This is a genomic window from Acidovorax lacteus (genome assembly GCF_039540375.1).
Taxonomy (GTDB): domain Bacteria; phylum Pseudomonadota; class Gammaproteobacteria; order Burkholderiales; family Burkholderiaceae_C; genus Acidovorax_G; species Acidovorax_G lacteus.
The window spans coordinates 166,450-189,218 of the sequence record NZ_BAABEX010000029.1 but is presented as its reverse complement, the minus strand read 5'-3'; the positions used below and the strand labels follow the sequence as shown (position 1 = coordinate 189,218).

Below are 22,769 nucleotides of genomic sequence, written 5' to 3'. Positions count from 1 at the left end.
GGGTCAGGCAGCCAGGAAGTTGCGCAGCAGGCGCAACCCATTGGTCTGACTCTTTTCGGGGTGGAACTGAGTGCCGAACACGTTACCGTGTTCGTAGGCGGAGACGAACTCTTCGCCATGAATTGTTCTGGCATACAGACCGGGGCCGCTGCGCTCGCTCAGCCGGAAGGAATGCACGAAGTAGAAGTCGGCAGGGTTATCCACGCCGGCAAACAGGCGCGAGCCCGGGGAATGATGCACGCTGTTGAAGCCAACATGCGGCACCTTGATACCAGCCGCCTCAAAGCGGTCCACCTGACCGGGCACCAGACCCAGGCCGGCGCTCACACCATCCTCGCTGCCGCGCTCGGCCAGCAATTGCATGCCCAAGCAGATGCCAAGCAACTTGGCGTCGCGCTTCTGCACCGCCTCACGCAGCGCATCGCTCAGGCCGCGGCTGTCCAGCGCCTGCATGGCCCGGCGGAACGAGCCCACGCCGGGCAGCACCAACACCGGCGCGGTGCACACCTGCTGCGGATCGCCACACATGCGTGGCTCGCACCCCAGGAAACGCAGCGCGTTAGCCACCGACCAGAGGTTGCCCATGCCGTAGTCGACGATGGTGACGCTGTAAGCGCTGTACATGGCCGTCAGCGCACCTGGAATCGCGGCGTCCAATAGCCATCCCGCTTTTCGAACAGCTCGCGGTTGGCCCAGCGGTCCAGTGCCGCGTCGAAGGTCGCGCGGTCCATGCGGTAATAGTCGAGGTAGGTTTCCAGGAACTCGTGCGGATACTGGCCGTCGTACAGGCGCACCAGATTCACCGCCTGATCCCTGTCCATGGCGCCGCGCCGAACCTCGATGGACGCATCCTGGTTGGCGCGGCCGAAGCCGAACTTCAGGTACATCAGGTAGGTATGCAGCGCGTACAGAGCCTGATCGTTCTGCGCGAAGTTGGTGAACGTACCGTGGTTGGACGACTCCGCCTCCTGCAGACCACAGTGCTCCTTGGCGACCAGGTAGTTGCGATAAGGATCCCAGTTCTCGAAATAGGACCAGTGGGTGATCTCGATCGGGTTGCGGCGCAGTTCCTCGTCCGAGGGAAATCGGAAGAAGAACAGGTCACTCTCGGACAGGCCGCTGGCGTCCAGCACCTTATCGTAGCCGCCCTCCAGGTAGATGCGGCGCATGTACTGCGTGTCGTAAATCGGGTTTTTGTCGGTTTCGGTGGTGCCGCCGTACTCGACCTCGCCGTCCTCACCATAGAAGATCAGGCCGATGCCCATCTTTTGCGCCATGCGGACCACGCCCGCCTGGATCGCGATAAGCCAGCCGTAGTATGGAAAGCCCATGTCAACCAGCCCCACGCGGTTGAGCCGGCGCATCGCTTCGTGCGCCGGATTGATCGACATGTGGTTATAGCCGCTCTCAACGAAGGCACGCAGGTTGCGGTCCCCCAGCGGCAGTGACAAAGCAGGCGTCACCGTAATCGCCAGCGGGTTCATGCCGTACTTGTGCTTGAGGTTCCAGGCCACGTAAGAGCCGTCCTTGCCGCCGCTGACCGGAACCACGCAGTCGAACGGGCCGCTGCCGCGATGCTTATCCAACAGGCGCTCGAGCTCGCGCTGCCGCGCGAGCCAGTCGAGCGACTTTTTCTTCTCGGCCCAGACGCAGGCGTTGCACAGACCGCGGCTGTCGAACGAGATGCGCGGACGGGTGGACATGGCCAGGCAGGTGGAGCACCAGCGCAACGTGTCGAGAACAGGACTCATGACGGACAGGGGAAAAATGGACGTACCATGAATTGACGGGCGGCCTACAAGACTAGCAGCTCGCAGCCTCCTGCCCCGCGAGCAACCGCAGAACCTGGGCGGCGACCGCGTCGGCGGCGCCGCCGCCCGGCGACGGACCAAGCGCGCGCAGCAAGCCGGGCGTGGCGACCATCCGCTCCAGAGTCGGCACCACGGCGGGCACCGCACATTCGGTGGCGATGCCCATGGCCGCCAGCGGCATGGAATGGTCGAAAATCGATCCTCGCACCTGCAGCACTGGCAAGCGCAGGGCATGGGCCTGCAACGCCACAGTCGAGGTCATAGTCGAAACGATATCGCAGGCATGCAGCGTCACGGCCACGTCGCAATCGCGGACGGTGACCAGCGTCGCGCAAGCCAGCCCCGGATCCTCGATCCGTTCGTTGGGATGCGGCCGAACGATCAAGTGGCGCCCGACTCCCGCTTGGGCCCAGGCCAGCATCTCGCGCAGGATGTGCAACGGCAGCGCCGGGTCGCCGACCAGCCCTGGAGCTGTAGGATGAGACACATACTCGGGCTGAGATGCCCACAGCACGACATGCCGTGTGCCCTCAGGCAAACGCGCCCGCAGCGCCAGTCCGGCCTCGCGCAGCTCAGGCGCGAACAACGTGTCGAACGAGGGGTTGCCCGTTACCACCACGTCATGCGGCGCCCGACCGGCAGCGATGAAGCGTTGGCGCACATCCTCATTGAGTACACACAACCGGTCGCAAAAGCCCGGCTCACCCAGCCACGCGATCTCGTCGATGGCAAACATGCTGTTGATGCACAGGGCCGGGATGCCCAGCCGACCTGCTGCGATGCCGGCCGCCCGCTCGGCACGCGGCGAGTTGGTAATCACTACCACATCCGGTGCGAGCCGGTGCAGGACGCGTTCAAGCGCGCGCACCGGTAGGAACTGGTGCCTGCCAAACAAGCGGTAGCGCTCGCGCGCAGCGGCCTCACCCAAGTCCTGAACCATCTCGGCAAAGGACAGGCCCAAGTAAGCACGGGTCTCGGCCGGCTCCACAGTGCCGCCGGGTTCGAGCGTATTGGCCAGCTCGTCCCCCCACGCCAGTGCCTGGGCGTCATCAGTCGTCACGAAATCACGGAACTGCCAGGTGCGCAGCCCTGCGGCACGCACAGCAGGCGCCGCGCTTGTCAGCGCCAACACGTGCACATCCTCGATGCCGAGCCGTCGACAGGCCAAGGCTGCGGGTACGACCATGCTGACATGCCCGCCCCCGTAGCTCACGAACAGTACCCGCTTTCCTTGGGCCATTAGGCATTATCCAGCAGCCACAGGCCCAGCGCGGCCAGGGCGCGAAGTTCGCGGGTGTGGTTGGCGGCGCCACCGCGGTGCGCGTACAGCATGACCTGGATACCGCGTGCGTCGAACAGCCGCTGTAGGCCGTCGTGTGCAAGCACCTGCGCCAGCCAGAGGTGCCTGTCCTTACGGAACCACTCGCCGATCGGCACCGTAAACATCTGCTTTTTGCGATAGGCCAGACCCTCGCCGATCAATGGCACCGCGGCGCGCTTGAACCAGTGCTTCCTATCGCCATCGGCAGCAAGCTTTGTAGCACCGCGCGAGCGGAAGGCGAATTCCATCATCCGCCAGTCCAGAAACGGTGTTCGCGCCTCCAACCCAACCGCCATGCCCATCCGGTCGGGTTTGACCAAATTGTTCCCGGGCAGCAGCAGTTGCATATCCAGATAAAGCGCCTGGTTGATGCGATCGAAGTGACGTGCCTCGTCAAACCAGGGCGCAGCCGCCGCACTGAAGCTGTCGATATGCATGAGTTGTGCGCGCACTTCAGGCCGATACAGCGCCATCTTTGCCGCAGGGGTGAAAAGCGAGATGCTGTCGAAATAGGCGCGTTCAAACGCGTGTTGCGACAGGGTGGCAGCATCGAGCCGCGCAAAGAACTGCGCATACTTGTCATAGCCTGCAAACAGCTCATCCCCGCCATCGCCGGTCAGCACCACCTTGACATGTTGGGCAGCAAGTTCGCTCACCCTTATTGTCGGCATGAACGATGCGTCGCCGTGCGGTTGGTCCAGGTGGTAGAGCACCTCAGGCCAACGGCCCAGCATGTTGAGCTCAGCAACCTCCATTGTGTGGGTGCAACCAAAGCGCCGCGCCGCCTGCGCTGCGTGAGCCGATTCATCGTAGCGCGGATCTTCAAAACCGATACAGAACGTCTTGACAGGCTCTTTCACATGCCGCGCCATCAAGCCCACGATAGTGCTGGAATCGACCCCCCCTGAGAGGAAGGCGCCAAACGGCACATCAGCACGCAAACGGATGCGCGTCGCATCGTCGAGCAAGGCCATGAACTCCTCGGCCCAGTCTTCATAAGTCTGATCCTGCTCGCGTTGCGCTGCCAAAGTCCACCACCGCTGGACATGCACATGCCCCGATCGCGTGTAACGCTGCCAGGTTCCAGGCATGACGTGGCGTACGCCTTCGAAAGCGGTCCACGGCGGCGGAACATAATTGAAGGTCAGGTAATGATGGATCGCTTCCAGATCCATGTCTGGCTTGCGGCGCAAGGCGGGCCATAGCGCCTTCATTTCGGAACCGAACGCCATGCGACGTCCGTCGTCATGCACGTACAGCGGCTTGACGCCGATACGGTCGCGAGCCAAGAACAACGCATCCTCGCGCGCGTCATCGATGGCAATCGCAAACATGCCGTTCAGTCGCTTGAGGCAGGCGATCCCCTCTCGCTCGTAAAGCCGCAGGATCACCTCGGTGTCAGATTGCGTGTTCAGCCGTATGCCCTGCGCGCGCAACTCTGCTGCCAGTTCGACATGGTTGAAGATCTCACCGTTTTGCACCACGCGGATCCGACCGTCGTCCGACAAAAAAGGCTGGTGCCCGCCCGCAATGTCGATGATCGAGAGCCGCCGGTTGCCCACCGCCACACCGCGCGCGCGGTCATGGTGAATTCCCTCGTCATCTGGCCCCCGATGCACGAGCGTGCGCGCCATATCTCCGAGCACATCGTCCGACAAGGCATTCAGCGTGCGATCCCAATAACCGAAGATTCCGCACATGGCTCAGTTGGCTCCCTTACCTGACAGACGACCCACGGTCCAGTACATGATCTGAAGATCCATGCGCAAATTGTGTTCGCGCACGTAGCGGAGGTCTAGTTCAAGGCGCTGCTGCTGTGTGCCCTCCGACCGCAACAGCGCCTGTGCCAGGCCGGTGATCCCTGGCCGTACTGAGCAGCGTAGCGCCCACTGAGCGTCGGTGTACAAGCTGCGCTGCGCTGGCACGTCCGGCCTCGGACCCACCAAACTCATATCGCCCAGCACAACATTGATCAGTTGCGGAAGTTCGTCAATGCTGGTGCGGCGCAAAACCCGACCGATGCGGGTGATACGGGGATCGTGATCGACGGTGAAGTAAGGGCCGATCGTAGCGGCGTTCTTCACCATGCTTCGAAACTTGAACATGCCGAATACGTGCCCCGACCGACCGACGCGCTGCTGACGGAAGAACACTGGCCGCCCATCTTCCAGCATGACAGCCACTGCGGTCGCCAGCAGCAGGGGCGACAGCATAGCAAGCAGTGCCAGGGCTACGGCGATGTCCACCAAGCGCTTAGCCATTACGCCGCTAGCCCAATTTCAGCGCGGATACGTTCTACGCTGGCAATCATGGTCTTGGTATCTAACTGCACTTGTGGCGTACTGCGCGCTGCCAGTACGCGCTCTGCCTCTCGCAGGCTACGCACCTGTTGCTCGAAGGACTCACCGCTGTCAGCGCGATGAAACGTGCGCGACAAGATCACTGACCGAGAGCCAAGACGAACGTGCTCAGCCAGAACCAGCCGACCCGGCAGCAGCCCCTCATCAAGCCGCGCAACCCCACCAAAACCCAACCGGAGCCCTGCAGCGTGGACGGCCCGCGCAACGGATTCGACCACGCCCGAAGCGAGTGGCTCGAACATGAAACGAAGTCCTAGCGATAAGTGAAGATCGTTCAATCCGATGAACACTTCTTCGACCCCGCGGGCATCGATCCAATCGTTCAGACTATGCAGCGCCCCAGCCGTTTCCAACAAAGCCACCACAGGGCGGCGGCCATCGACGATCCGGCAGAACTCCTGCAGGGCAGCCGCCCGTTCGAACATAGGCAGCATCAGCAGATCACACCCCTGCTCCAGCACGGCATCCACCTCGTCCGCTGTGCGCTCGTGCAAAGGATTGACGCGCACCATCAGGCGTGACTGGCGCAGTACCGCGCGGACACGCCCAACATCCTCCAATACATGGCTGCTGATAAAGGTACTCCGCCCGGCCTGGCGCTCGGCCTTTCCGTGGCGCTCTAGGTCCACGAACAGCCGCATGCCTGGCAGACGATCGCAGCGTGCCGCAAAGTCTGGATCGTTGGTGATCTGAATGAGTTCGATCATGCGCGGAGGATTATGCGCGTACAGCCTTGCGAAGGGTGGCACTGGCCAACCAGCCAGCACCTGCAACCACCAGTGCGGCGGCACAGCCCACAAGCAAGGCAAGCGATAGCGGAGCGCCGGCCGCAGGCTGCCAGACTTGTCGCGATGCCCACGCCAGGAGCATGACCAGCATGGGCGTCGCCATTTCCTTGACGGGCAGCCATGCCAGGCCGGGCCTCCCCAGTTGCCACCAGGCCACCAGGCCCACCAGGCCGTACACCGCATTGAGCGACCACATGAGTTGCTGACCATCGTCCAGGCCGAGGCGCGGCAACAACAAGACCGCCAGCAAGCCGGCGGTGTACGCCAAGACAACGGGTTTGAGGCGGTTCTGGGTGGCCAGCACCGTCAGTGCGACAGCGGTGAGTGCCTGCGGCAACAAGCTCCACGCCGCGGCTGCGCTCCAGGCGGCGATGCGCTCCAGACCAGCGGCGTCCATGCGCCCCCACCCAAACAGCAACTGGGCGATGGCTGGCGACGCGACCAGCAACGCGGTGGCTGCCGCACACGCCAGCGTCCACGCCAAGGCCAGTGCCGATCGGACTGTCTCGGCAGTGCGGACGGACGTCACATCGTTTTTGACCGCCGCAGCCACATGCGGAAAAGCCATCGCCGCCACCAGCTGAATCGCCAGCACGAGCGGTAGCTCCACCAGCTTCCAGGCGTAGCTGAAGGCTGCCAGTGCGCCTTCTCCCTGTGCAGACGCCACCGAGCGGGCCACCACTGGCAGCGCCAGCGGCAGCCCTGCCGCGGCCATCGCCCAGAGCCAATCAGACAGCCCAGGCCGAAGCTCATGCGCAGTGGGCAGTGGGGCGACCACATCAGCCGTTGAAACGGCCGCAACAGCCTTGTCGATGCGCACAGATTGCCACCACAGCCGGGCCAACATGGCTGTCACCAACCCACCCCCCAGCATGCACAGCGCCCAAGCCGCATCAGCCGAATAGGCTGCAGTGGCAATGCCGCCGATCAACACCGCATTCACCACCAGATTGGCACCGTAGAGCCCGACGAAGTCGCGCTCGTGTTGCAGACGGGTCGCCCACAACGAGGCCAGCAATGCCAAAGGCAGGGCGGCAGCACTCCACAGCAAGGCTTGCGAAGCCGCCTGGTGCCAAGATGTAGACAGGCCTTCGGCCAGCACGACACGCAGCGGCTCACGCCACCAGCCCAAGGCCACCGCAGCCACCAGCCCCCCAATCAGGAGCCGCCGGGCCAGCTCCCGCTGGTGGCGCCGCACCGCCTCGGCAGGCCGCCCGGCCCATGCCGGCACCAGCACATAGGCCATGGCGCCTGAAAGAGCAAGACCGGCAATCCAGTCCGGCAACGTCAGCATCAGCACGGCCACATCTGCCATGCCCGTGGTTCCAAAGGCAGCGGCCTGCGCCGATTCGCGTGCCAGGCCGAGGACTCGGCTCGCGAGCAGCAATCCGAGTGAGAGTAGGCCGGCCTTGAGGAACATTGCGTCAATTATCTGGTTTTCAGCTGCAGTCAAACCAGGAAACTAAAATCGGCGGCTTTACCCACAAGCGCCCCGCCCTTCGTATGTCCGAATCCGCACAAACCATCTCCAACGCGCTTCCCCAGGGCTCGACCGCCCACGACGACAACCAACTCATCGCCGAGCGCCGCGAGAAACTCAAGGCGTTGCGCGCCCGGCAGGCGGACGGTGGCCCGGTGGCCTTTCCCAACGATTTCAAGCCACACCACCGGTCGGATGCATTGCAGCAGGCCTATGGGGAACGCGCTGCCGAAGATCTGGAGGCCGCCACCATCGTGGTCAGCGTGGCCGGGCGCATGATGCTCAAGCGCGTGATGGGCAAGGCGAGCTTTGCCACGGTGCAGGATGCCGTGGGCCGCATTCAGCTGTATGTGACGCGCGATGCGCTGGGCGAAGACGTGTACGCAGCTTTCAAGCACTGGGACCTGGGCGACATCGTGGGGGCCGAGGGCACATTGATGAAGACCAAGACGGGCGAGTTGTCGGTCAAGGTCACGCAGTTGCGGCTGCTGACCAAGAGCCTGCGGCCCATGCCGGACAAGTTCCATGGCGTGCACGACCAGGAAGTGAAGTACCGCCAGCGCTACGTGGACCTGATGACCGATGAGGCCGCACGCAAGCGCTTCATGGCTCGCAGCCGCGCCGTGAGCGGCATTCGCGAGTTCATGGTGGACCATGGCTTCCTGGAGGTGGAAACGCCCATGCTCCATCCGATTCCAGGCGGCGCCAACGCCAAGCCGTTCGTCACGCACCACAACGCGCTGGAGCAGGAGATGTACCTGCGCATTGCGCCCGAGCTGTACCTCAAGCGCCTCCTGGTGGGCGGCTTCGAGCGCGTGTTCGAGATCAACCGCAACTTCCGCAACGAAGGCATCTCGGTCCGCCACAACCCCGAGTTCACCATGATGGAGTTCTATGCGGCCTACTGGAACTACCAGGACCTGATGGGCTTCACTGAGCAGTTGATCCGCGACGCCGCCATGAAGGCCGTGGGCACGCTGCAGCTCACCTACCAGGGCCGCGAGGTGGACCTGGCCCAGCCGTTTGCGCGGCTGACCATCCGCGAAGCCATCTACCAGTACACCGAAGCAGGCGCCCATGTGGACGACGCAGCCTGGCTGATCGGCGCGCTCAAGAAGCTGGGCCTGTCGGAAGAAAAAGACCGCCTGTCCACCCGCACGCTGGCTGGGCTGCAGGTGCTCTATTTCGAAGAGACAGTGGAAGACAAACTCTGGCAGCCGACCTTCATCATGGAGCACCCGACCGAGATTTCGCCACTGGCGCGTGCCAACGACGCGCGCCCCGAGGTGACGGAGCGTTTCGAGCTCTACATCACGGGCCGCGAGTTCGGCAACGGCTTCTCGGAGCTCAACGACGCCGAGGACCAGGCCGCACGCTTTCACGCCCAGGTGGCCGCCAAGGACGGCGGCGACGACGAGGCCATGTTCTACGACCACGACTTTGTGCGCGCGCTCGAATACGGCATGCCGCCGGCCGGCGGCTGCGGCATCGGCATCGACCGTTTCATGATGCTGCTGACCGACAGCCCCAGCATCCGCGACGTGATCCTGTTCCCCGCGCTGCGCCGCGAGGCTTGATACCCTGGGCGGCAGCGGCCGTGCACGCTGCCGCTCTGCCGCCCACCGAGCTGTTTCATGGCCATGTGGAAAACCCGTTTGCCCGACTGGCTGCAGGAATGGCTGGAGATCATCGTGCCCGGCACGCAGATCCTGGTCATTCTGATCGCCGCCTGGCTGCTGCAGCGCCTGCTGGTGCGCGTGATGGACCGCGTCAATGGCCGCTACCAGCTGCCCACCGAACTGCTGGCGCCGCTGTCGGCCGTGCTGCGCTGGGCGATTCTGGCCGCGGCCGTGCTGCTGGTGCTCGAACGCCTGGGCGTGTCGGCCACCGTGTTGTGGACGGCCTTCACCGGCTTTGCCACCGTGGCGGCCGTGGCTTTCTTCGCGGCCTGGAGCGTGCTCTCCAACCTGTTCTGCGCGCTGCTCATTCTCACGGTGCGTCCCTACCGCATCGGGGATGTGGTGGAGGTGCTGGACACCGCCGAAAAGCCCGGTGCCAAGGGCCTGGTGGTGGACATCAACCTGCTCTACACCACACTGCAGGACATGGGAATCCCGGGCACGCCCATGCTGCAGATTCCGAATGCGCTGATCTTCCAGCGCGTGGTGCGACGCTGGCCCAGCCCTGAAGCGGCAGGCATGGCGAATGCCGCCACCCCGGCAGCCTCCGAGACGGCGGGCCCTGGGGGCGGGCCAGACGCTGCGGCAGCGGCCCCCACGGCAACGACTTCGCCGGCTGTAGCCGCTCCGGTGGGCGGCGGCCCTGCCCTGCCAGCCGATTCACCCACTCCGCCGCCGCGCGGCTGACGACTCCGAGAGCAGCATCGGGGCGGCCCAGCCAGGGCCACCTGCTGCTGAATGCGCAAACAGCCTGCCTTGCCCGGGCCGCCAAAGGTGCCTGCGGGCGCCCTGCCGTGGCACCCCTTGAGCCCGATTCAGGCCCGGTGCTTGCCCCTGCCGGAGGCACCCACCGCGCCCCTCAGCCGCCGGAGGGCAGCAACTCCAGCGCCTGCAGATACGCCGGATGCACCATCAGGTCGTCCCAGGCCATGGGCAAGGTCTGCGGCAGCAGTGCCAGGCGACGCGATTCGCTGGCGGGCGATGCGCTCCAGCGGCCTGCGTCCTGGGCCTTCGCCAGGCCGTCGAGCAGTTCATCGACCGCACGTCCCTCGCCCAGGCTCTGGTTGCACAGCAGCACCAGGTCACAACCGGCGTCCAGCGCGGCCACCGCGGCCTCGGTGTAGCTGACCACACGGCCGCCCAGGCGGCGCGCGCCCTCCATGCTCAGGTCGTCGCTGAAGATGGCGCCGTCAAAGCGCAGTTGCTCGCGCAGGATGTCCTGCAGCCAGCGGCGCGAAAAACCGGCAGGCAGCGCATCCACCTTGGGGTAGATCACGTGTGCGGGCATGACGCTGGTCAGGCTGGTGTGCAGCCAGCCGTACGGGGCTGCGTCGTCGTGCAGGATGGCGCGCAGGCTGCGCGGGTCCACCGGCACCTCGGTGTGCGAGTCGGCCCGCACGTGGCCATGCCCCGGAAAGTGCTTGCCGCAATTGGCCATGCCCGCCTGCAGCAGGCCGTGCATCACGCTCTTGGCCAGCAGGGCGACCACGCGGGGGTCGGCATGGAAGGCGCGATCGCCGATCACGCCGCTGCGCGACGTGGTGCCGTCCCGCCAGTCGAGGTCGAGCACCGGCGTGAAGCTGAAGTCCACCCCGCAGGCCCGCAGCTCGGCCCCCAGCACGTAGCCCAGCGCCGTGGCGGCGTTGGTGGCACGCAGGGCGCCACTGCCCTCGCGGGCGCGGCTGCCACGGCCGTCGTCGGCCCACAGCGCACCCAAAGCGCGCATGGGCGGCAGGTGCGTGAAGCCATCGGTGCGAAAGCGCTGCACGCGGCCGCCTTCGTGGTCCACGCAGATCAGCAGGTCGTCGCGCACGGCCTTGATGCTGCTGGTCAGCTCCAGCAGTTGTGCGCGGTGCTGCCAGTTGCGCGCAAACAGGATCACGCCGCCGGTCAGCGGGTGCTGGAGGCGACGGCGGTCGGTGTCGGTCAGTTGGGTGCCGGCCACATCCAGGATGACGGGGGCGTGCTCCAGGGGGGTGTTCACAGTCATTTGCTACTAATTTGATAGCTATTCAACAAGCGGAGATAAGCACGAGCTGCCATTTTGATGCATGGTCTCTACCACGCAGAAGCTGGCCGCGTAGTCGCTTTCGTCGGTCACGCTCAGGTGGATCTGCAGGCCACGGGCTTCGCACCAGCGCTGCAATTCGCCGTGCAGGCGCACACCCGGCTTGCCGCTGGGCAGGTTGACGACTTCGCAATGCCGCCAGGTCATGGGCATGCGCATACCCAGGCCAATGGCTTTGCTGAAGGCTTCTTTGGCCGAGAAGCGCGTGGCCAGAAAGCGCACGCCGCGTTCGGGCCAGCGCGCGCTGCGCTGCTGCCAGGTGCGGTATTCGCCCTCGGCCAGCACGCGGGCGGCAAAGCGCTCGCCGTGCCGCTCCAGGCTCGCGCGGATGCGCCGCACGTCGCAGATGTCGGTGCCGATACCGTAGATCATGGGGCCTGGGTGGCGCAGTGCAGAAGTCAGGCGGCAGCCTGCGGCGAGGGTGGCAGGCAGGCCAGGTAGGCGCGCACGGTGGCGGCGTAACCCAACTCCAGCGCGTCGGCCACCAGCGCGTGGCCGATGGAGACCTCCAGCACACCGGGCACCTCGTGCACAAAGGGCCCCAGGTTGTCGCGGTTGAGATCGTGCCCGGCGTTCACACCCAGGCCCACGACCTGCGCGGCCAGCGCGGCGGCGCGGTAGCGGGCCAGTTCGGCGGCGGCCTGCGGGGTGCCCCAGGCGGCGGCGTAGGGCTCGGTGTACAGCTCCACCCGGTCAGCCCCCACGGCGCGGGCCGCGGCCATGGTGTCGGGCAGCGGGTCCATGAACAGGCTCACGCGCACGCCGAGCGCATGGCATTCGTCGATCAGCGGGCGCAGGCGTTCGCTGTCCTGCGCAAGGTTCCAGCCGTGGTCGCTTGTGAACTGGTCGGTGCTGTCGGGCACAAAGGTGGCCTGCTGTGGCCGCACGGCGCGCACAAAGTCCATGAGGTTGTGGAACGGATTGCCTTCGATGTTGTATTCGCGCCCGGGCCACTGCGCAAGCAGGGCCGCCAGGTCGTACACGTCGCCCGAGCGGATGTGGCGCTCATCAGGCCGCGGGTGCACGGTAATACCGTGCGCGCCCGCCTCTAGGCACAGGCGCGCGGCGCGTACCACGTCCGGAATGCCCAGGTGCCGGGTGTTGCGCACCAGCGCCACCTTGTTCACGTTGACCGACAGCGCGGTGGAGGCCGCGGACGCAGAGGAAGACGGGGTCATAGGCTTTGAAGGTCTTTCATGAGCTGCCGCGTGCGCAGCAGGGCCGGGCCGCAATGGTATTGCAGCAGCGTGCGCAGCAGGGGTTTGAGTTCGGCCGACACCGGCGCGCAGGCACGCAGCACGGCCGCAAAGCCGCCCTCGGGCGCGTCCAGCGCCTGCTGCAGGGCGTGCCACTGCGTGCCGGGCAAGGCCACGCGGTCGCTGGGGGCAGCCTCGCGCAGACCGCCTTCGGGCACCAGCACATAGGGCTGGGCACCGCGCAAAGGGGCGAGCGTCAGCGTCTGCACGTCTAGGCTGGGCAGCAGCCCGACCTCACGCAGCAGCACCAGCTCGAAACTGCGCAGCACGGGCTCCAGCGCAGCCGCTTGGTGATCCGCCAGCACGCGCACCACGGCCGCGTAGGCATCGAACAGCACGGGATGTGGGTCACCGCGCGCCAGCAGGCGCAGCAGCAGTTCGTTGAGGTACAGGCCCGAGAGCAAGGCTTCGCCCGAAGGCATCACATGGCCACCAGCCCAATCCGCCGATTTGAGGGTGTGGATGTCAGCGGACTCGTCGCGTGCCGGGGTGTAACCCAGCCGTACCGGCTGCAGCGGCAGCAGCACAGGGCGAAAACCCGAGCTGGGCCGCTTGGCCCCCTTGGCCACCAGCGCCACACGGCCGTGGGCGCGGGTGAAGGCTTCGACGATGAGACTGGTCTCGCTCCAGTCGTAGCTGTGGAGCACAAAAGCCGGTTCGTCGGCCACACGGCGCGGTGCGATGCGCGCCGCGCTCATGCCGGGCACCGTGCGCGCTGCATATTCGCCCGCGGATTGGCGGCTCACTCGTAGCCGAAGGAGCGCACGCGCGCTTCGTCGTCGGCCCAGCCCGAACGCACCTTGACCCACAGCTCCAGGAACACCTTCGCGCCCATGAGCTTTTCGAGTTCCTGCCGCGCCTCGGTGCCGATGCGCTTGAGGCGCTCGCCCTTCTCACCGATCACCATGGCCTTGTGGCTGTCGCGCTCGACCACGATGGTCGCGGCAATGCGCAACATGCGCGCATGCGTCTTGCTCGCTTCTTCCTCGAACTTTTCGATCACCACGGTCGAGGTGTAGGGCAGTTCGTCGCCGGTGAAGCGGAACAGCTTCTCGCGCACCGTCTCGCTGGCCAGAAACTTCTCGCTGCGGTCGGTGAGTTCGTCTTCGGCGTACCACCAGGCCTGCTCGGGCAGGTACTTGGCGCAGATGGCGTACAGGCGCTCCACGTCGGCCTTGTTCTTGGCCGACATCGGCACGAATTCGGCAAACGGGTGACGCTCCTGCATGCTTTTGAGCCAGGGCGCGATCTCGGCGCGCCGGTGCACGGTGTCGAGCTTGTTCGCAATCAGCAGCGTGGGAATACCGGGCTTGAACAGCGACAGCACCTTCGCATCGGCCAGCGTGAAGTTGCCGGCCTCCACCACAAACAGGATCAGGTCCACATCACCGATCGCGCCCATGACCGTCTTGTTGAGCGACTTGTTCAGCGCCGTAGCATGCCGCGTCTGGAAGCCCGGCGTGTCGACGAATACGAACTGCGTGTCGCCCAGCGTGCGAATGCCAGTGATGCGGTGGCGCGTCGTCTGCGCCTTGCGCGAGGTGATGCTGATCTTCTGCCCCACCAGCGCATTGAGCAGTGTGGACTTGCCCACGTTGGGCTTGCCCACAATGGCGATCAGGCCGCAACGCTGCGGCCCGGTGGCTGCCGCTGCAGCGCTGGCGACAGGTGCCACGCGCCCGCTCGCGGCGGCCAGCATCGCGCCAATCTCGTCGGGCGTCTGGGCCGGCGCAGGGCCGGGCTGAGGGTCGGTGGGCTGGGTGCTCATGGATGCTGTGCTTTCAAGGTTTCGAGCATGGCGGCTGCCGCCGCCTGCTCGCCTGCGCGGCGCGAGCCGCCGCTACCGCGCTGGGACAGGCCTAGCTCCGGGATCTCGCATTCGACCTCGAAGGTCTGGCGATGCGCCGCCCCCGCAGTGGCGGCCACGCGGTACTGCGGCAATTTCAGGCGGCGGCCCTGCAGCCATTCCTGCAGCGCCGTTTTGGGATCTTTGGTGGCCGCCTGCATCTGCGGGTTGATGTCCACACCGTCGTACAGGCGGTGGACCAGTGCCTCGGCGGCGGCGTATCCGGCGTCCAGGTAGACAGCACCGATCACGGCCTCCAGCGCATCGGCCAGGATGGAAGGCCGCTGCGCGCCGCCGGAACGGGTCTCCCCTTCGCCCAGCCGCAACAGAGATGGCAACTGCAGTCGCAAGGCGATTTGGTGCAACGTATCCTGCTTGACCAGATTGGCACGCACACGCGAGAGCTCGCCCTCCGACAAGCTGGTCAGCCGCTGGTACAGCAAGGCCGATACCGCCAGGTTGAGCACCGAATCGCCCAGAAACTCCAGCCGTTCGTTGTGGTCCGCAGAGAAACTGCGGTGCGTCAACGCACGCTGCAACAGAGCCGTGCTGCCAAAGACATGCTGCAGACGGCGCTGCAGCTCGGCATGGGTAGGAGGAACAGGCACCTACTTCGTCTGCGCTTCAAAGCGGTAGACCAGGAACGCAGGCCCCGCCAGCGCGATCTCGCGCGAGTACTTGAACTTGACGATCACCTTGTCGCCAGCCTTACCGATTTCAAGATCGGCCCCCCGAATGGAGTTGATGTCGTCGATGGCAGCCGAGCGATCAAACTGGGCGCGAATCTCAGGTACCGAACCGGCCAGTTTGGCCTTCTCGATGGCCCGTTTGGCTGCGTTGAATTCAATGAACATGGGCACCGACTGCCCACCGATGGCGAACACTGCAACGGCAGCCACGCCGATGAGCACCAGGCCAATGAAAGAAAGGCCGCGCTGGCGCGCGCGGCTGCCCCATTGATTGATCGTCATGCCTCAACCCTCTCCTTGAATGTCGTCCCCGGAAGCGACGCTGGTGCCCATCAATTGAACGGGCCGATGCGGCGCAGGTCCCCGAAATTCATCCACACGAAAAACGCCTTGCCCACGATGTTCTTCTCGGGCACGAAGCCCCAGTAGCGCGAGTCCAGCGAATTATCCCGGTTATCGCCCATCATGAAATAGTGGCCTTCCGGCACCCTGCACACCACACCCTCGACGCTGTAGCGGCACAGATTGCGGTGGGGGTGCTCTGCCACGCCTTGCACAAACGCCGGTGCTTCGGGGTTCACGATGATGCGGTGCGTACGGTCACCCAAACGCTCTTCATACTGCTTGAAGTAACGCATGGTCCCCTCGTCCAGGAAGTCGGGCAGTGCCTGGGTTTCGACCGGCTTGCCATTGACGGTGAGCCGTTTGTTCAGGTAAGCCACCTCATCGCCTGGCACGCCAATCACGCGCTTGATGTAGTCCATATTGGGCTGCGGCGGATAGCGGAACACCATCACGTCTCCACGCTCTGGGGCCGTGCCTTCCGTGATGCGGGTGTGAATCACCGGCAGACGCACCCCATAGGTGAACTTGTTCACCAGGATCAAGTCACCGACCAGCAAGGTGGGAATCATCGAGCCCGACGGGATCTTGAACGGCTCGAACAGGAACGACCGTAGCACAAACACAGCGGCGATGACCGGAAACAACCCCGCCGTCCAGTCAAGCCACCACGGCTGCGCAAGAAGACGCGCACGGCCATCCTCCACATCCACATCCACTTTCTGGATGCCCATCCGGTCCAGCTCTGCGCGGCGCTGGGCCGCCGCATCCACCAAGGCCTGCGCGGCGCGGCGCCGCTGCGGCAAAAAGTACAAGCGCTCGGCCAGCCAGTAAACCCCAGTGACCACGGTTGCGAGGAACAGCAGCAGCGCGAAGTTGCCTTCCAGCATCCCGAGATACCAGGCACCCAGATAGCCCGCGAAAGCCGCCAGCAGGGCAGCCGTCAACCATTGCATTGCTTGCATCAATCCTCCACCTGCAGGATGGCCAAGAACGCCTCTTGCGGTACCTCGACCGACCCGATCTGCTTCATGCGTTTCTTGCCCGCCTTCTGCTTTTCAAGCAGTTTGCGCTTACGGGTGATGTCACCGCCGTAGCACTTGGCAAGCACGTTCTTTCGCAGCGCCTTGATGGTCTCGCGCGCGATCACATTGCCGCCAATCGCAGCCTGGATGGCCACGTCAAACATTTGCCGCGAGATGATCTCGCGCATCTTGGAGGCCACCGCGCGGCCGCGGTACTGGGCCTGCGTACGATGCACGATGATCGACAGCGCATCGACCTTCTCGCCGTTGAGCAGCATGTCGACTTTCACAACATCCGATGGACGGTACTCCTTGAACTCGTAGTCCATCGAGGCGTAACCGCGGCTCACCGATTTGAGCTTGTCAAAGAAGTCGAGCACGATCTCGCCCAGCGGGAGCTCATAGGTCAGCATCACCTGCCGACCGTGGTACGCCATGTTGAGCTGTACCCCGCGCTTCTGGTTGCACAGCGTCATCACGGGGCCAACGTAGTCCTGCGGCATGTACAGGTGCACCGTCACAATGGGCTCGCGAATCTCTTGGATCCGCCCTTGCTCCGGCATCTTGGAGGGGTTCTCCACCATGATGACTTCGCCGTCGCCGCGCACCACTTGGTACACCACGCTGGGAGCCGTGGTAATCAGGTCCTGGTCGAACTCGCGCTCGAGGCGCTCTTGCACGATCTCCATGTGCAACAAGCCCAGGAAGCCGCAGCGGAAACCAAAGCCCAGCGCCTGCGAAACCTCGGGTTCAAAACGCAGCGCCGCATCGTTGAGCTGGAGTTTCTCCAGACTGTCACGCAATGCGTCGTATTGGTTCGCCTCGGTGGGATACAAACCGGCAAACACCTGCGGTTGCACCTCCTTGAAACCCGGCAGCGCTTCGGACGCAGGCCCCAGGTTGTTGGGGAGTTTTTTCTCCAAGGTGATGGTGTCGCCTACCTTCGCGGCCTTGAGCTCCTTGATACCGGCAATGACGTAGCCCACCTCGCCCGCATGCAGCACGTCGCGCGGCTGGTTCGCCGGCGTGAAAACGCCAAGACTGCCCGCCTCGTACGCAGCCCCCGTGGCCATGAGCTTGATGCGTTCGCCTTTGTGCAGGCTGCCATCCACCACGCGCACCAACATGACCACGCCCACATAGCTGTCGAACCAGCTGTCGATGATCATCGCGCGCAGCGGCGCTTGCGCGTTGCCCCGCGGGGCGGGTACCTTGGCCACAATCAGCTCGAGAATTTCCTCAATCCCCATGCCCGTCTTGGCGGAGCAAGGCACAGCTTCCGACGCATCGATGCCGATGACGTCTTCCACTTCTTCCTTGGCGCGGTCAGGGTCCGCCTGCGGCAGATCCATCTTGTTGAGTACGGGGAGCACTTCCACACCCAGGTCCAGCGCGGTGTAGCAGTTGGCGACCGTCTGAGCTTCCACACCCTGACTCGCATCCACCACCAAAAGCGCACCCTCGCAGGCCGACAGGGATCGGCTCACTTCATAAGAGAAGTCGACGTGGCCCGGGGTGTCAATGAGGTTGAGGTTGTACACCTGACCATCCCGCGCCTTGTATTGCAGCGCGGCTGTCTGCGCCTTGATGGTGATCCCACGCTCTTTCTCAATGTCCATCGAGTCAAGAACCTGGGCTTCCATCTCACGCTCGGCCAGGCCCCCGCAACGCTGGATCAGCCGATCGGCGAGCGTCGACTTGCCGTGGTCGATGTGCGCAATGATGGAAAAGTTTCTGATGTGCTTCATCCGCAAACCGCTTCAAACAAAGAGAAAACTGCGCCGTTCCACAAGAAAAAAGGGCGCGTCGAGTGGCGACGCGCCCTGAACCAACAATCAGAGGCAACTGCGATGGTTGGGACTTCATTGTAGGCAAAAAGCCCGATCGCCCAAGGCTCTGGAAACTGCTGGCGAAAGGAACGCGAGGCATCGCCCTGCCGCATCATCCACAACTTATCCACACTACACAGAGCAAATTGTGGACGACTTTGTGGACCCGCTGTGCAAGACCTGTGAATCGTCGTACTGCATTTCGCCATGCGAAGCATCAAGCCTCGCTAATAGCCGCTAGTCGGAAGACCGGGCATCATTCTATCGAATCGATTGAAGCCCGGTCTGCAGGCAGCCCTTTAACGCGACGGCCGGATCAGGGCGTACTGCGCCCAGTCCCCGCGGCGGAACAAGACGTTGATGGGCTTGCTCCGATCCACCTTGGCCAGCACTGCCTCAAATTCCTTCACGTTGGCGATCTCAGTGTTGGCAATCCCGAGAATGACATCGCCCTCACGCAAGCCCGCCCGTGCCGCAGCCTCGGTCGCCGCCGAGACCACCACACCGCCGCGGATCTTGAGTTCCTTGCGCTGAGCCTCGGTCAACTCCGTAACGGCCAGCCCCAGTTGCTGCGCGGCGGCAGAGGCCTTGGGCTTCTCATCCCGCTCAGCCGCTTTGGCCACCGGCTTGTCGGGTTCGACTTCGGCCACCGTCAGGCTCAGGTCTTTGCTGGCTCCCCGACGAAACACGGTGATCGTGCTGCGGTTGCCCGGCTTGGTGTTCCCGACGGCACGCGGGAGGTCCGCTACTTTGTCAATCGGCTTGCCGTCGAAGCGCGTGATGATATCCCCCGCCTCGACGCCGGCCTTGTCTGCAGGCGAGCCCGATTCGACGCCCGTGACGAGCGCTCCCTGGGGCTTGCCCAACCCGATGGACTCCGCCACGTCTTTGGTGACAGGACCGATCTGCACACCGATCCGGCCCCGCGTGACGCGGCCGTTGACACGCAGCTGATCGCTGACCCGCGTGGCTTCGTCCATGGGAATGGCAAACGAAATGCCCATGAACCCGCCAGAACGCGAATAGATCTGGCTGTTGATACCAATAACCTCGCCGCGCATGTTGATCAGCGGGCCACCAGAGTTGCCCGGGTTGATGGCCACGTCCGTTTGAATGAACGGCAGGTAGTCCCCCGTATCACGCTGCTTGGCGCTGACGATGCCCGCCGTCACGGTGTTTTCAAGGCCGAACGGCGAACCGATCGCCATCACCCACTCACCCACCTTCAGCCGGCTGACGTCACCGACCCGCACGGCAGGCAAGCCGGTTGCTTCAATCTTCACCACGGCCACATCGGTGCGCTTGTCCGCGCCGACGATCTTGGCCTTGAACTCACGCTTGTCGGCCAGCGTCACGATGACCTCGTCCGCCCCCTCAACGACGTGGGCATTGGTCATGACATAACCATCGGCCGTGAGGATGAAACCAGATCCGACACCACGCGGCTGCTCGTCATCCGGGCGCTGAGGCCTTTGCTGACGCGGCACATTCGGAATCGGCACACCGAAACGCCGGAAAAACTCCAGCATCTCTTCGTCCACCGCGCCCGCCCCCTGACGGCCAGTCGCGCCTCGTTCGATGGTGCGGATGTTGACCACCGAGGGCCCGACTTGCTCAACCAGTTCGGTGAAATCAGGCAGGCCGCGCACCATCGGGGTTTGAGCTTGTACAGCCGTCACGGGCGCCAGAGCTGCCGTACCTGCCAGCACGCCCGCCAGCAACGCGGCAGGCAACGCATTCCATTTGTACCAGGGCATCGCTTACCTTTCATAAATGGCGGTACCAGCCCGCCTTGCAACACGATGTGTCTGAGAAGAGAACTCGGCAGGTTTGGTTCCCGCCGTGCACGATGGCACGACTCGTCAGCGCAGTCGCTCGATGTGATGGGCAAAAGCGCGCAGCGTGGCAAGCGGCACCTCCCCCACCACGGTCGTCCAGGCATCGCCCTTGACCCGCTGCGCCCACAAGTGGGTGGCCCCGATGGACGCAGTCTGCGCCTTGTCTGCAGGCCGCTGCGGCGACAGGTCTTCCAGAAACACCGACACCGAAGCCAGGCCGTCCGAATACACGCACTGCAGTACGGGTGCCGTATCGCCCTTTGGGGAAGCTTGGCGCAGGAAGCACCCCAGAGACACAAATCCCGGAGGGATCTGGCGCAACACCCAGCCTTCTGCCTCGGCCGCTGTGCGGCGGATGCTGGGCATCTCGATCTGAAAGCCTTGAAAGCTCTGGACAGATTGCAGCAACTCTTCCGCACGCACTGGCGATTTCAGATCCAGTTGCGAGAAGGCTGTTTGCTCTAGCATCCGCCCATCCGGCCCCACCGTCTGTAGCTTGAGAACGAGGCCGCTATCGCGCTCAATCCAGAAGCGGTACCCAAAACGCCACGCATCCTGCGGCACGAACGCTACCCCATCTGCGATGGCACCGGCCACGCGCTCGCTTCCCAGCAGTTTGACGCCGTAATGCTGAGACACCGCCGCCCCAGACAACAGGGGTACCGCCGGAAATCCGCGCGCAGGCTCTCTCGGCTCTACGCGCACGGTGCGCGCTTGCAAATTGAACGTACGAACCTCGTCGCCATGGCGAAACACCACCCGTGGCACACCAGTCTGCGGCTCGACACGCACCACCGGCAGGCCATCGATGCATGCATGCCACATGCGCGAACTGGTCATGGCCCCGGACGCCGCAGACACCACCAGCGCACCGGTATAGGTCCGGGCGCATGGGTCTGCGCGCATACGTTCTACCCACTGGGCAGCATCGAGCTTGGGGAGGGTTCGCTCGATCCCTTGGGGGGATGAAGCCGGTCCGAACTGCGGGGACTGCGCTGAAGCGCCGACGGGCATCAGCAGGCCCCACAGCGCCCCCACCCAAGCCAGTGTGCGAAAACGGCGCACACATTGCATTTCTGTCGTCTCCAGATCAGCGACCAGACGAATCGAACGTTGCGTTGCGCAGGAAACCGGCGGGCATCTGCAGCGTATTGGTGTTGCCGAACTGCTTGTGAGCAGCCAGGAGTTCATCCAGGCGCGGATCGCGCAGCATGACCTGCTGACCGTCAGGGCCTTCCGCCACGGCCACCGTCGCTGGCGGAGCGGCGGTCGGGGCTGCTGCCGGGGTCGCTGAGGCCATGGCCGGACCGGCACCGGACGATGCTCCCTGAAGACCCCATGCGGCCCATCCGACCACGGCCACCGCCGTCACAGACGCCAGACCCGCGATGAACTTCCAGCGAAACACCGAGGCATTGGCAGCCTCTGTCGTCGGGGTCATGGCTGCAGTCTCAGCCACTGGCAAGGCCGAAGGCGGAATAGCTTCCTTCTGCAGACGCTCGCGCAGGCCCAGCACAAAGCTCACATCCGGTCGCCGTGCCAAGTCATCAGAGCGCATCACGTCCCCGATCAGGTGGTACATCTCCCAGGTTCGGACGGCTTCCGGATCGCGCAGGGCTTCCCACGCCTGGCCATGCTCGGCAGGGGGCAGTTCGCCGTCCATCCAGGCTGACAGTTGTTCGCGCTTGCTTAGATCGTCCATCTTCGTCACCACATCCACGAGGGCTCTGCGAAGGCAGAGCACACTTACCAGCGCTTGCCCGACTGGTTCTCCAGCAGGGGGCGCACCCGGGCCGAAATTGCTTCCCGGGCCCGAAAAATCCGCGACCGCACGGTGCCGATGGGACATCCCATGGCGGTGGCGATCTCCTCATAGCTCAAACCTTCGATCTCGCGCAGCGTCACGGCCTGGCGCAGATCCTCGGGCAACGCCTCCATGGCAGCGTTCACGGCCTGGGCGATTTCCTGGGCCGCCAACACCGTCTCCGGTGTCTCGTCGCTGGTTAGTTCGTGTCCAAGACGGGAAGTTTCATCTTCGTCGTCGGCCGAGCGGAGCGCGTTCTCTGACACCACGGGATTGCGCTTCATCTCCAGCAGCGCCTTCTTGGCCGTATTGACAGCAATCCGGTAGAGCCAGGTGTAGAACTGCGCCTCCCCCCGGAACTGGTGCAAGGCCCGGTAGGCCCGAATGAAGGTCTCCTGGGCGATGTCTTGCACCAGATCCGCATCGCGCACCATGCGGGCAATCAGGCGCTCGATGCGCCGCTGGTACTTGATGACCAGCAACTCATACGCCCGCTGGTCGCCAGCGACGGTCCGCTCGACCAGTTGGTGGTCGGTATCGGCAGGGGTGGGGGGCGAAGGTTCGGTCATGAATCAGGGGGGCAAGGCCCCAGGCCCGCGGGCCACCGCCGTGGCATCTGCAGGCATGCCCAGC

General features: G+C 64.4%; 22 protein-coding genes. 2 read left to right on the top strand and 20 right to left on the bottom strand.

Annotation, left to right across the window (positions count from 1 at the left end):
- Positions 1-3: 3 nt before the first annotated feature.
- From hisH to ABD866_RS13660, 7 genes are read right to left on the bottom strand one after another with little or no spacing between them, the layout of a single operon-like run.
- Entirely contained in the window at positions 4-624 is a 621-nt protein-coding gene (gene hisH, locus ABD866_RS13690) for an imidazole glycerol phosphate synthase subunit HisH (protein WP_345066181.1), read from the bottom strand.
- 5 nt (positions 625-629) lie between these two features.
- Positions 630-1,751: an N-acetyl sugar amidotransferase gene (locus ABD866_RS13685; protein WP_345066179.1), complete on the bottom strand. Its 1,122-nt coding sequence runs from the start codon at positions 1,749-1,751 to the stop codon at positions 630-632.
- Positions 1,752-1,803: 52 nt separating this feature from the next.
- The gene (locus ABD866_RS13680) at positions 1,804-3,051 is read right to left on the bottom strand and encodes a hypothetical protein (RefSeq protein ID WP_345066176.1); all 1,248 of its coding nucleotides are present in this window, start codon (positions 3,049-3,051) and stop codon (positions 1,804-1,806) included.
- Positions 3,051-4,832, bottom strand: a complete 1,782-nt coding sequence (gene asnB, locus ABD866_RS13675) for an asparagine synthase (glutamine-hydrolyzing) (RefSeq protein ID WP_345066173.1) — start codon at positions 4,830-4,832, stop codon at positions 3,051-3,053. Before asnB ends, ABD866_RS13680 begins: the two co-directional genes overlap by 1 nt.
- Before the next feature lie 3 nt (positions 4,833-4,835).
- Entirely contained in the window at positions 4,836-5,378 is a 543-nt protein-coding gene (locus ABD866_RS13670) for a sugar transferase (RefSeq protein WP_345066853.1), read from the bottom strand.
- Positions 5,379-5,392: 14 nt separating this feature from the next.
- Positions 5,393-6,199: an aldolase/citrate lyase family protein gene (locus ABD866_RS13665; RefSeq protein ID WP_345066170.1), complete on the bottom strand. Its 807-nt coding sequence runs from the start codon at positions 6,197-6,199 to the stop codon at positions 5,393-5,395.
- A 10-nt stretch (positions 6,200-6,209) separates the two neighbouring features.
- Entirely contained in the window at positions 6,210-7,700 is a 1,491-nt protein-coding gene (locus ABD866_RS13660; RefSeq protein WP_345066168.1) for a lipid II flippase MurJ, read from the bottom strand.
- A gap of 83 nt (positions 7,701-7,783) precedes the next feature.
- Here ABD866_RS13660 and lysS point away from each other — a divergent pair, with 83 nt between their 5' ends.
- Both lysS and ABD866_RS13650 read left to right on the top strand, forming a co-directional pair.
- Positions 7,784-9,337, top strand: coding sequence for a lysine--tRNA ligase (gene lysS, locus ABD866_RS13655; protein ID WP_345066166.1), 1,554 nt, complete (start codon positions 7,784-7,786; stop codon positions 9,335-9,337).
- Positions 9,338-9,394: 57 nt separating this feature from the next.
- Complete coding sequence (locus tag ABD866_RS13650; RefSeq protein WP_345066164.1) at positions 9,395-10,126, top strand: mechanosensitive ion channel family protein; 732 nt, start codon at positions 9,395-9,397, stop codon at positions 10,124-10,126.
- 172 nt (positions 10,127-10,298) lie between these two features.
- Here the strand turns inward: ABD866_RS13650 and nagZ are convergent, their stop codons facing one another.
- From nagZ to rpoE, 13 genes are all read right to left on the bottom strand, one after another.
- Positions 10,299-11,429, bottom strand: coding sequence for a beta-N-acetylhexosaminidase (gene nagZ / locus ABD866_RS13645; RefSeq protein WP_345066162.1), 1,131 nt, complete (start codon positions 11,427-11,429; stop codon positions 10,299-10,301).
- 18 nt (positions 11,430-11,447) lie between these two features.
- Positions 11,448-11,879, bottom strand: coding sequence for a holo-ACP synthase (gene acpS / locus ABD866_RS13640; RefSeq protein WP_345066160.1), 432 nt, complete (start codon positions 11,877-11,879; stop codon positions 11,448-11,450).
- A 26-nt stretch (positions 11,880-11,905) separates the two neighbouring features.
- On the bottom strand, positions 11,906-12,685 hold the full coding sequence (locus tag ABD866_RS13635; protein ID WP_345066157.1) for a pyridoxine 5'-phosphate synthase: 780 nt from the start codon (positions 12,683-12,685) through the stop codon (positions 11,906-11,908).
- A complete protein-coding gene (gene recO / locus ABD866_RS13630; RefSeq protein ID WP_345066850.1) occupies positions 12,682-13,461 on the bottom strand; it encodes a DNA repair protein RecO in 780 nt (259 codons plus the stop codon). Before recO ends, ABD866_RS13635 begins: the two co-directional genes overlap by 4 nt.
- A gap of 44 nt (positions 13,462-13,505) precedes the next feature.
- Positions 13,506-14,462 (bottom strand): GTPase Era, encoded by a 957-nt coding sequence (gene era / locus ABD866_RS13625; protein WP_345066847.1) that lies wholly within the window; start codon positions 14,460-14,462, stop codon positions 13,506-13,508.
- A 65-nt stretch (positions 14,463-14,527) separates the two neighbouring features.
- Positions 14,528-15,217 carry a ribonuclease III gene (rnc, locus tag ABD866_RS13620; protein ID WP_345066154.1) on the bottom strand — a complete coding sequence of 230 codons (690 nt, stop codon included), beginning with the start codon at positions 15,215-15,217 and terminating at the stop codon, positions 14,528-14,530.
- Complete coding sequence (locus tag ABD866_RS13615; protein WP_345066151.1) at positions 15,218-15,580, bottom strand: DUF4845 domain-containing protein; 363 nt, start codon at positions 15,578-15,580, stop codon at positions 15,218-15,220.
- 50 nt (positions 15,581-15,630) lie between these two features.
- Complete coding sequence (lepB, locus tag ABD866_RS13610; protein ID WP_345066148.1) at positions 15,631-16,605, bottom strand: signal peptidase I; 975 nt, start codon at positions 16,603-16,605, stop codon at positions 15,631-15,633.
- Entirely contained in the window at positions 16,605-18,413 is a 1,809-nt protein-coding gene (gene lepA / locus ABD866_RS13605) for a translation elongation factor 4 (RefSeq protein ID WP_345066145.1), read from the bottom strand. Before lepA ends, lepB begins: the two co-directional genes overlap by 1 nt.
- Positions 18,414-18,793: 380 nt before the next feature.
- On the bottom strand, positions 18,794-20,251 hold the full coding sequence (locus ABD866_RS13600; protein WP_345066142.1) for a DegQ family serine endoprotease: 1,458 nt from the start codon (positions 20,249-20,251) through the stop codon (positions 18,794-18,796).
- Between the two features lie 105 nt (positions 20,252-20,356).
- Positions 20,357-21,523 carry a MucB/RseB C-terminal domain-containing protein gene (locus ABD866_RS13595; RefSeq protein ID WP_345066139.1) on the bottom strand — a complete coding sequence of 389 codons (1,167 nt, stop codon included), beginning with the start codon at positions 21,521-21,523 and terminating at the stop codon, positions 20,357-20,359.
- A complete protein-coding gene (locus ABD866_RS13590) occupies positions 21,423-22,034 on the bottom strand; it encodes a sigma-E factor negative regulatory protein (RefSeq protein ID WP_345066136.1) in 612 nt (203 codons plus the stop codon). Before ABD866_RS13590 ends, ABD866_RS13595 begins: the two co-directional genes overlap by 101 nt.
- A gap of 44 nt (positions 22,035-22,078) precedes the next feature.
- Positions 22,079-22,705, bottom strand: a complete 627-nt coding sequence (gene rpoE, locus ABD866_RS13585; protein ID WP_345066133.1) for an RNA polymerase sigma factor RpoE — start codon at positions 22,703-22,705, stop codon at positions 22,079-22,081.
- Positions 22,706-22,769 lie beyond the last annotated feature (64 nt).

Excerpts from the sequence above, each read along its gene's own strand:
- ABD866_RS13680 (WP_345066176.1), bottom strand. The coding sequence starts at position 3,051 with ATGGCCCAAGGAAAGCGGGTACTGTTCGTGAGCTACGGGGGCGGGCAT.
- nagZ (WP_345066162.1), bottom strand. The coding sequence starts at position 11,429 with ATGACTGTGAACACCCCCCTGGAGCACGCCCCCGTCATCCTGGATGTG.
- acpS (WP_345066160.1), bottom strand. The coding sequence starts at position 11,879 with ATGATCTACGGTATCGGCACCGACATCTGCGACGTGCGGCGCATCCGC.
- recO (WP_345066850.1), bottom strand. The coding sequence starts at position 13,461 with ATGAGCGCGGCGCGCATCGCACCGCGCCGTGTGGCCGACGAACCGGCT.
- ABD866_RS13660 (WP_345066168.1), bottom strand. The coding sequence starts at position 7,700 with ATGTTCCTCAAGGCCGGCCTACTCTCACTCGGATTGCTGCTCGCGAGC.
- hisH (WP_345066181.1), bottom strand. The coding sequence starts at position 624 with ATGTACAGCGCTTACAGCGTCACCATCGTCGACTACGGCATGGGCAAC.
- ABD866_RS13665 (WP_345066170.1), bottom strand. The coding sequence starts at position 6,199 with ATGATCGAACTCATTCAGATCACCAACGATCCAGACTTTGCGGCACGC.
- ABD866_RS13635 (WP_345066157.1), bottom strand. The coding sequence starts at position 12,685 with ATGACCCCGTCTTCCTCTGCGTCCGCGGCCTCCACCGCGCTGTCGGTC.
- ABD866_RS13685 (WP_345066179.1), bottom strand. The coding sequence starts at position 1,751 with ATGAGTCCTGTTCTCGACACGTTGCGCTGGTGCTCCACCTGCCTGGCC.
- ABD866_RS13600 (WP_345066142.1), bottom strand. The coding sequence starts at position 20,251 with ATGCCCTGGTACAAATGGAATGCGTTGCCTGCCGCGTTGCTGGCGGGC.
- era (WP_345066847.1), bottom strand. The coding sequence starts at position 14,462 with ATGCTGGCCGCCGCGAGCGGGCGCGTGGCACCTGTCGCCAGCGCTGCA.
- ABD866_RS13615 (WP_345066151.1), bottom strand. The coding sequence starts at position 15,580 with ATGACGATCAATCAATGGGGCAGCCGCGCGCGCCAGCGCGGCCTTTCT.
- ABD866_RS13650 (WP_345066164.1), top strand. The coding sequence starts at position 9,395 with ATGGCCATGTGGAAAACCCGTTTGCCCGACTGGCTGCAGGAATGGCTG.
- asnB (WP_345066173.1), bottom strand. The coding sequence starts at position 4,832 with ATGTGCGGAATCTTCGGTTATTGGGATCGCACGCTGAATGCCTTGTCG.
- ABD866_RS13595 (WP_345066139.1), bottom strand. The coding sequence starts at position 21,523 with ATGAACTCCTGGCTGCTCACAAGCAGTTCGGCAACACCAATACGCTGC.
- ABD866_RS13590 (WP_345066136.1), bottom strand. The coding sequence starts at position 22,034 with ATGGACGATCTAAGCAAGCGCGAACAACTGTCAGCCTGGATGGACGGC.
- rpoE (WP_345066133.1), bottom strand. The coding sequence starts at position 22,705 with ATGACCGAACCTTCGCCCCCCACCCCTGCCGATACCGACCACCAACTG.
- lepA (WP_345066145.1), bottom strand. The coding sequence starts at position 18,413 with ATGAAGCACATCAGAAACTTTTCCATCATTGCGCACATCGACCACGGC.
- lysS (WP_345066166.1), top strand. The coding sequence starts at position 7,784 with ATGTCCGAATCCGCACAAACCATCTCCAACGCGCTTCCCCAGGGCTCG.
- lepB (WP_345066148.1), bottom strand. The coding sequence starts at position 16,605 with ATGCAAGCAATGCAATGGTTGACGGCTGCCCTGCTGGCGGCTTTCGCG.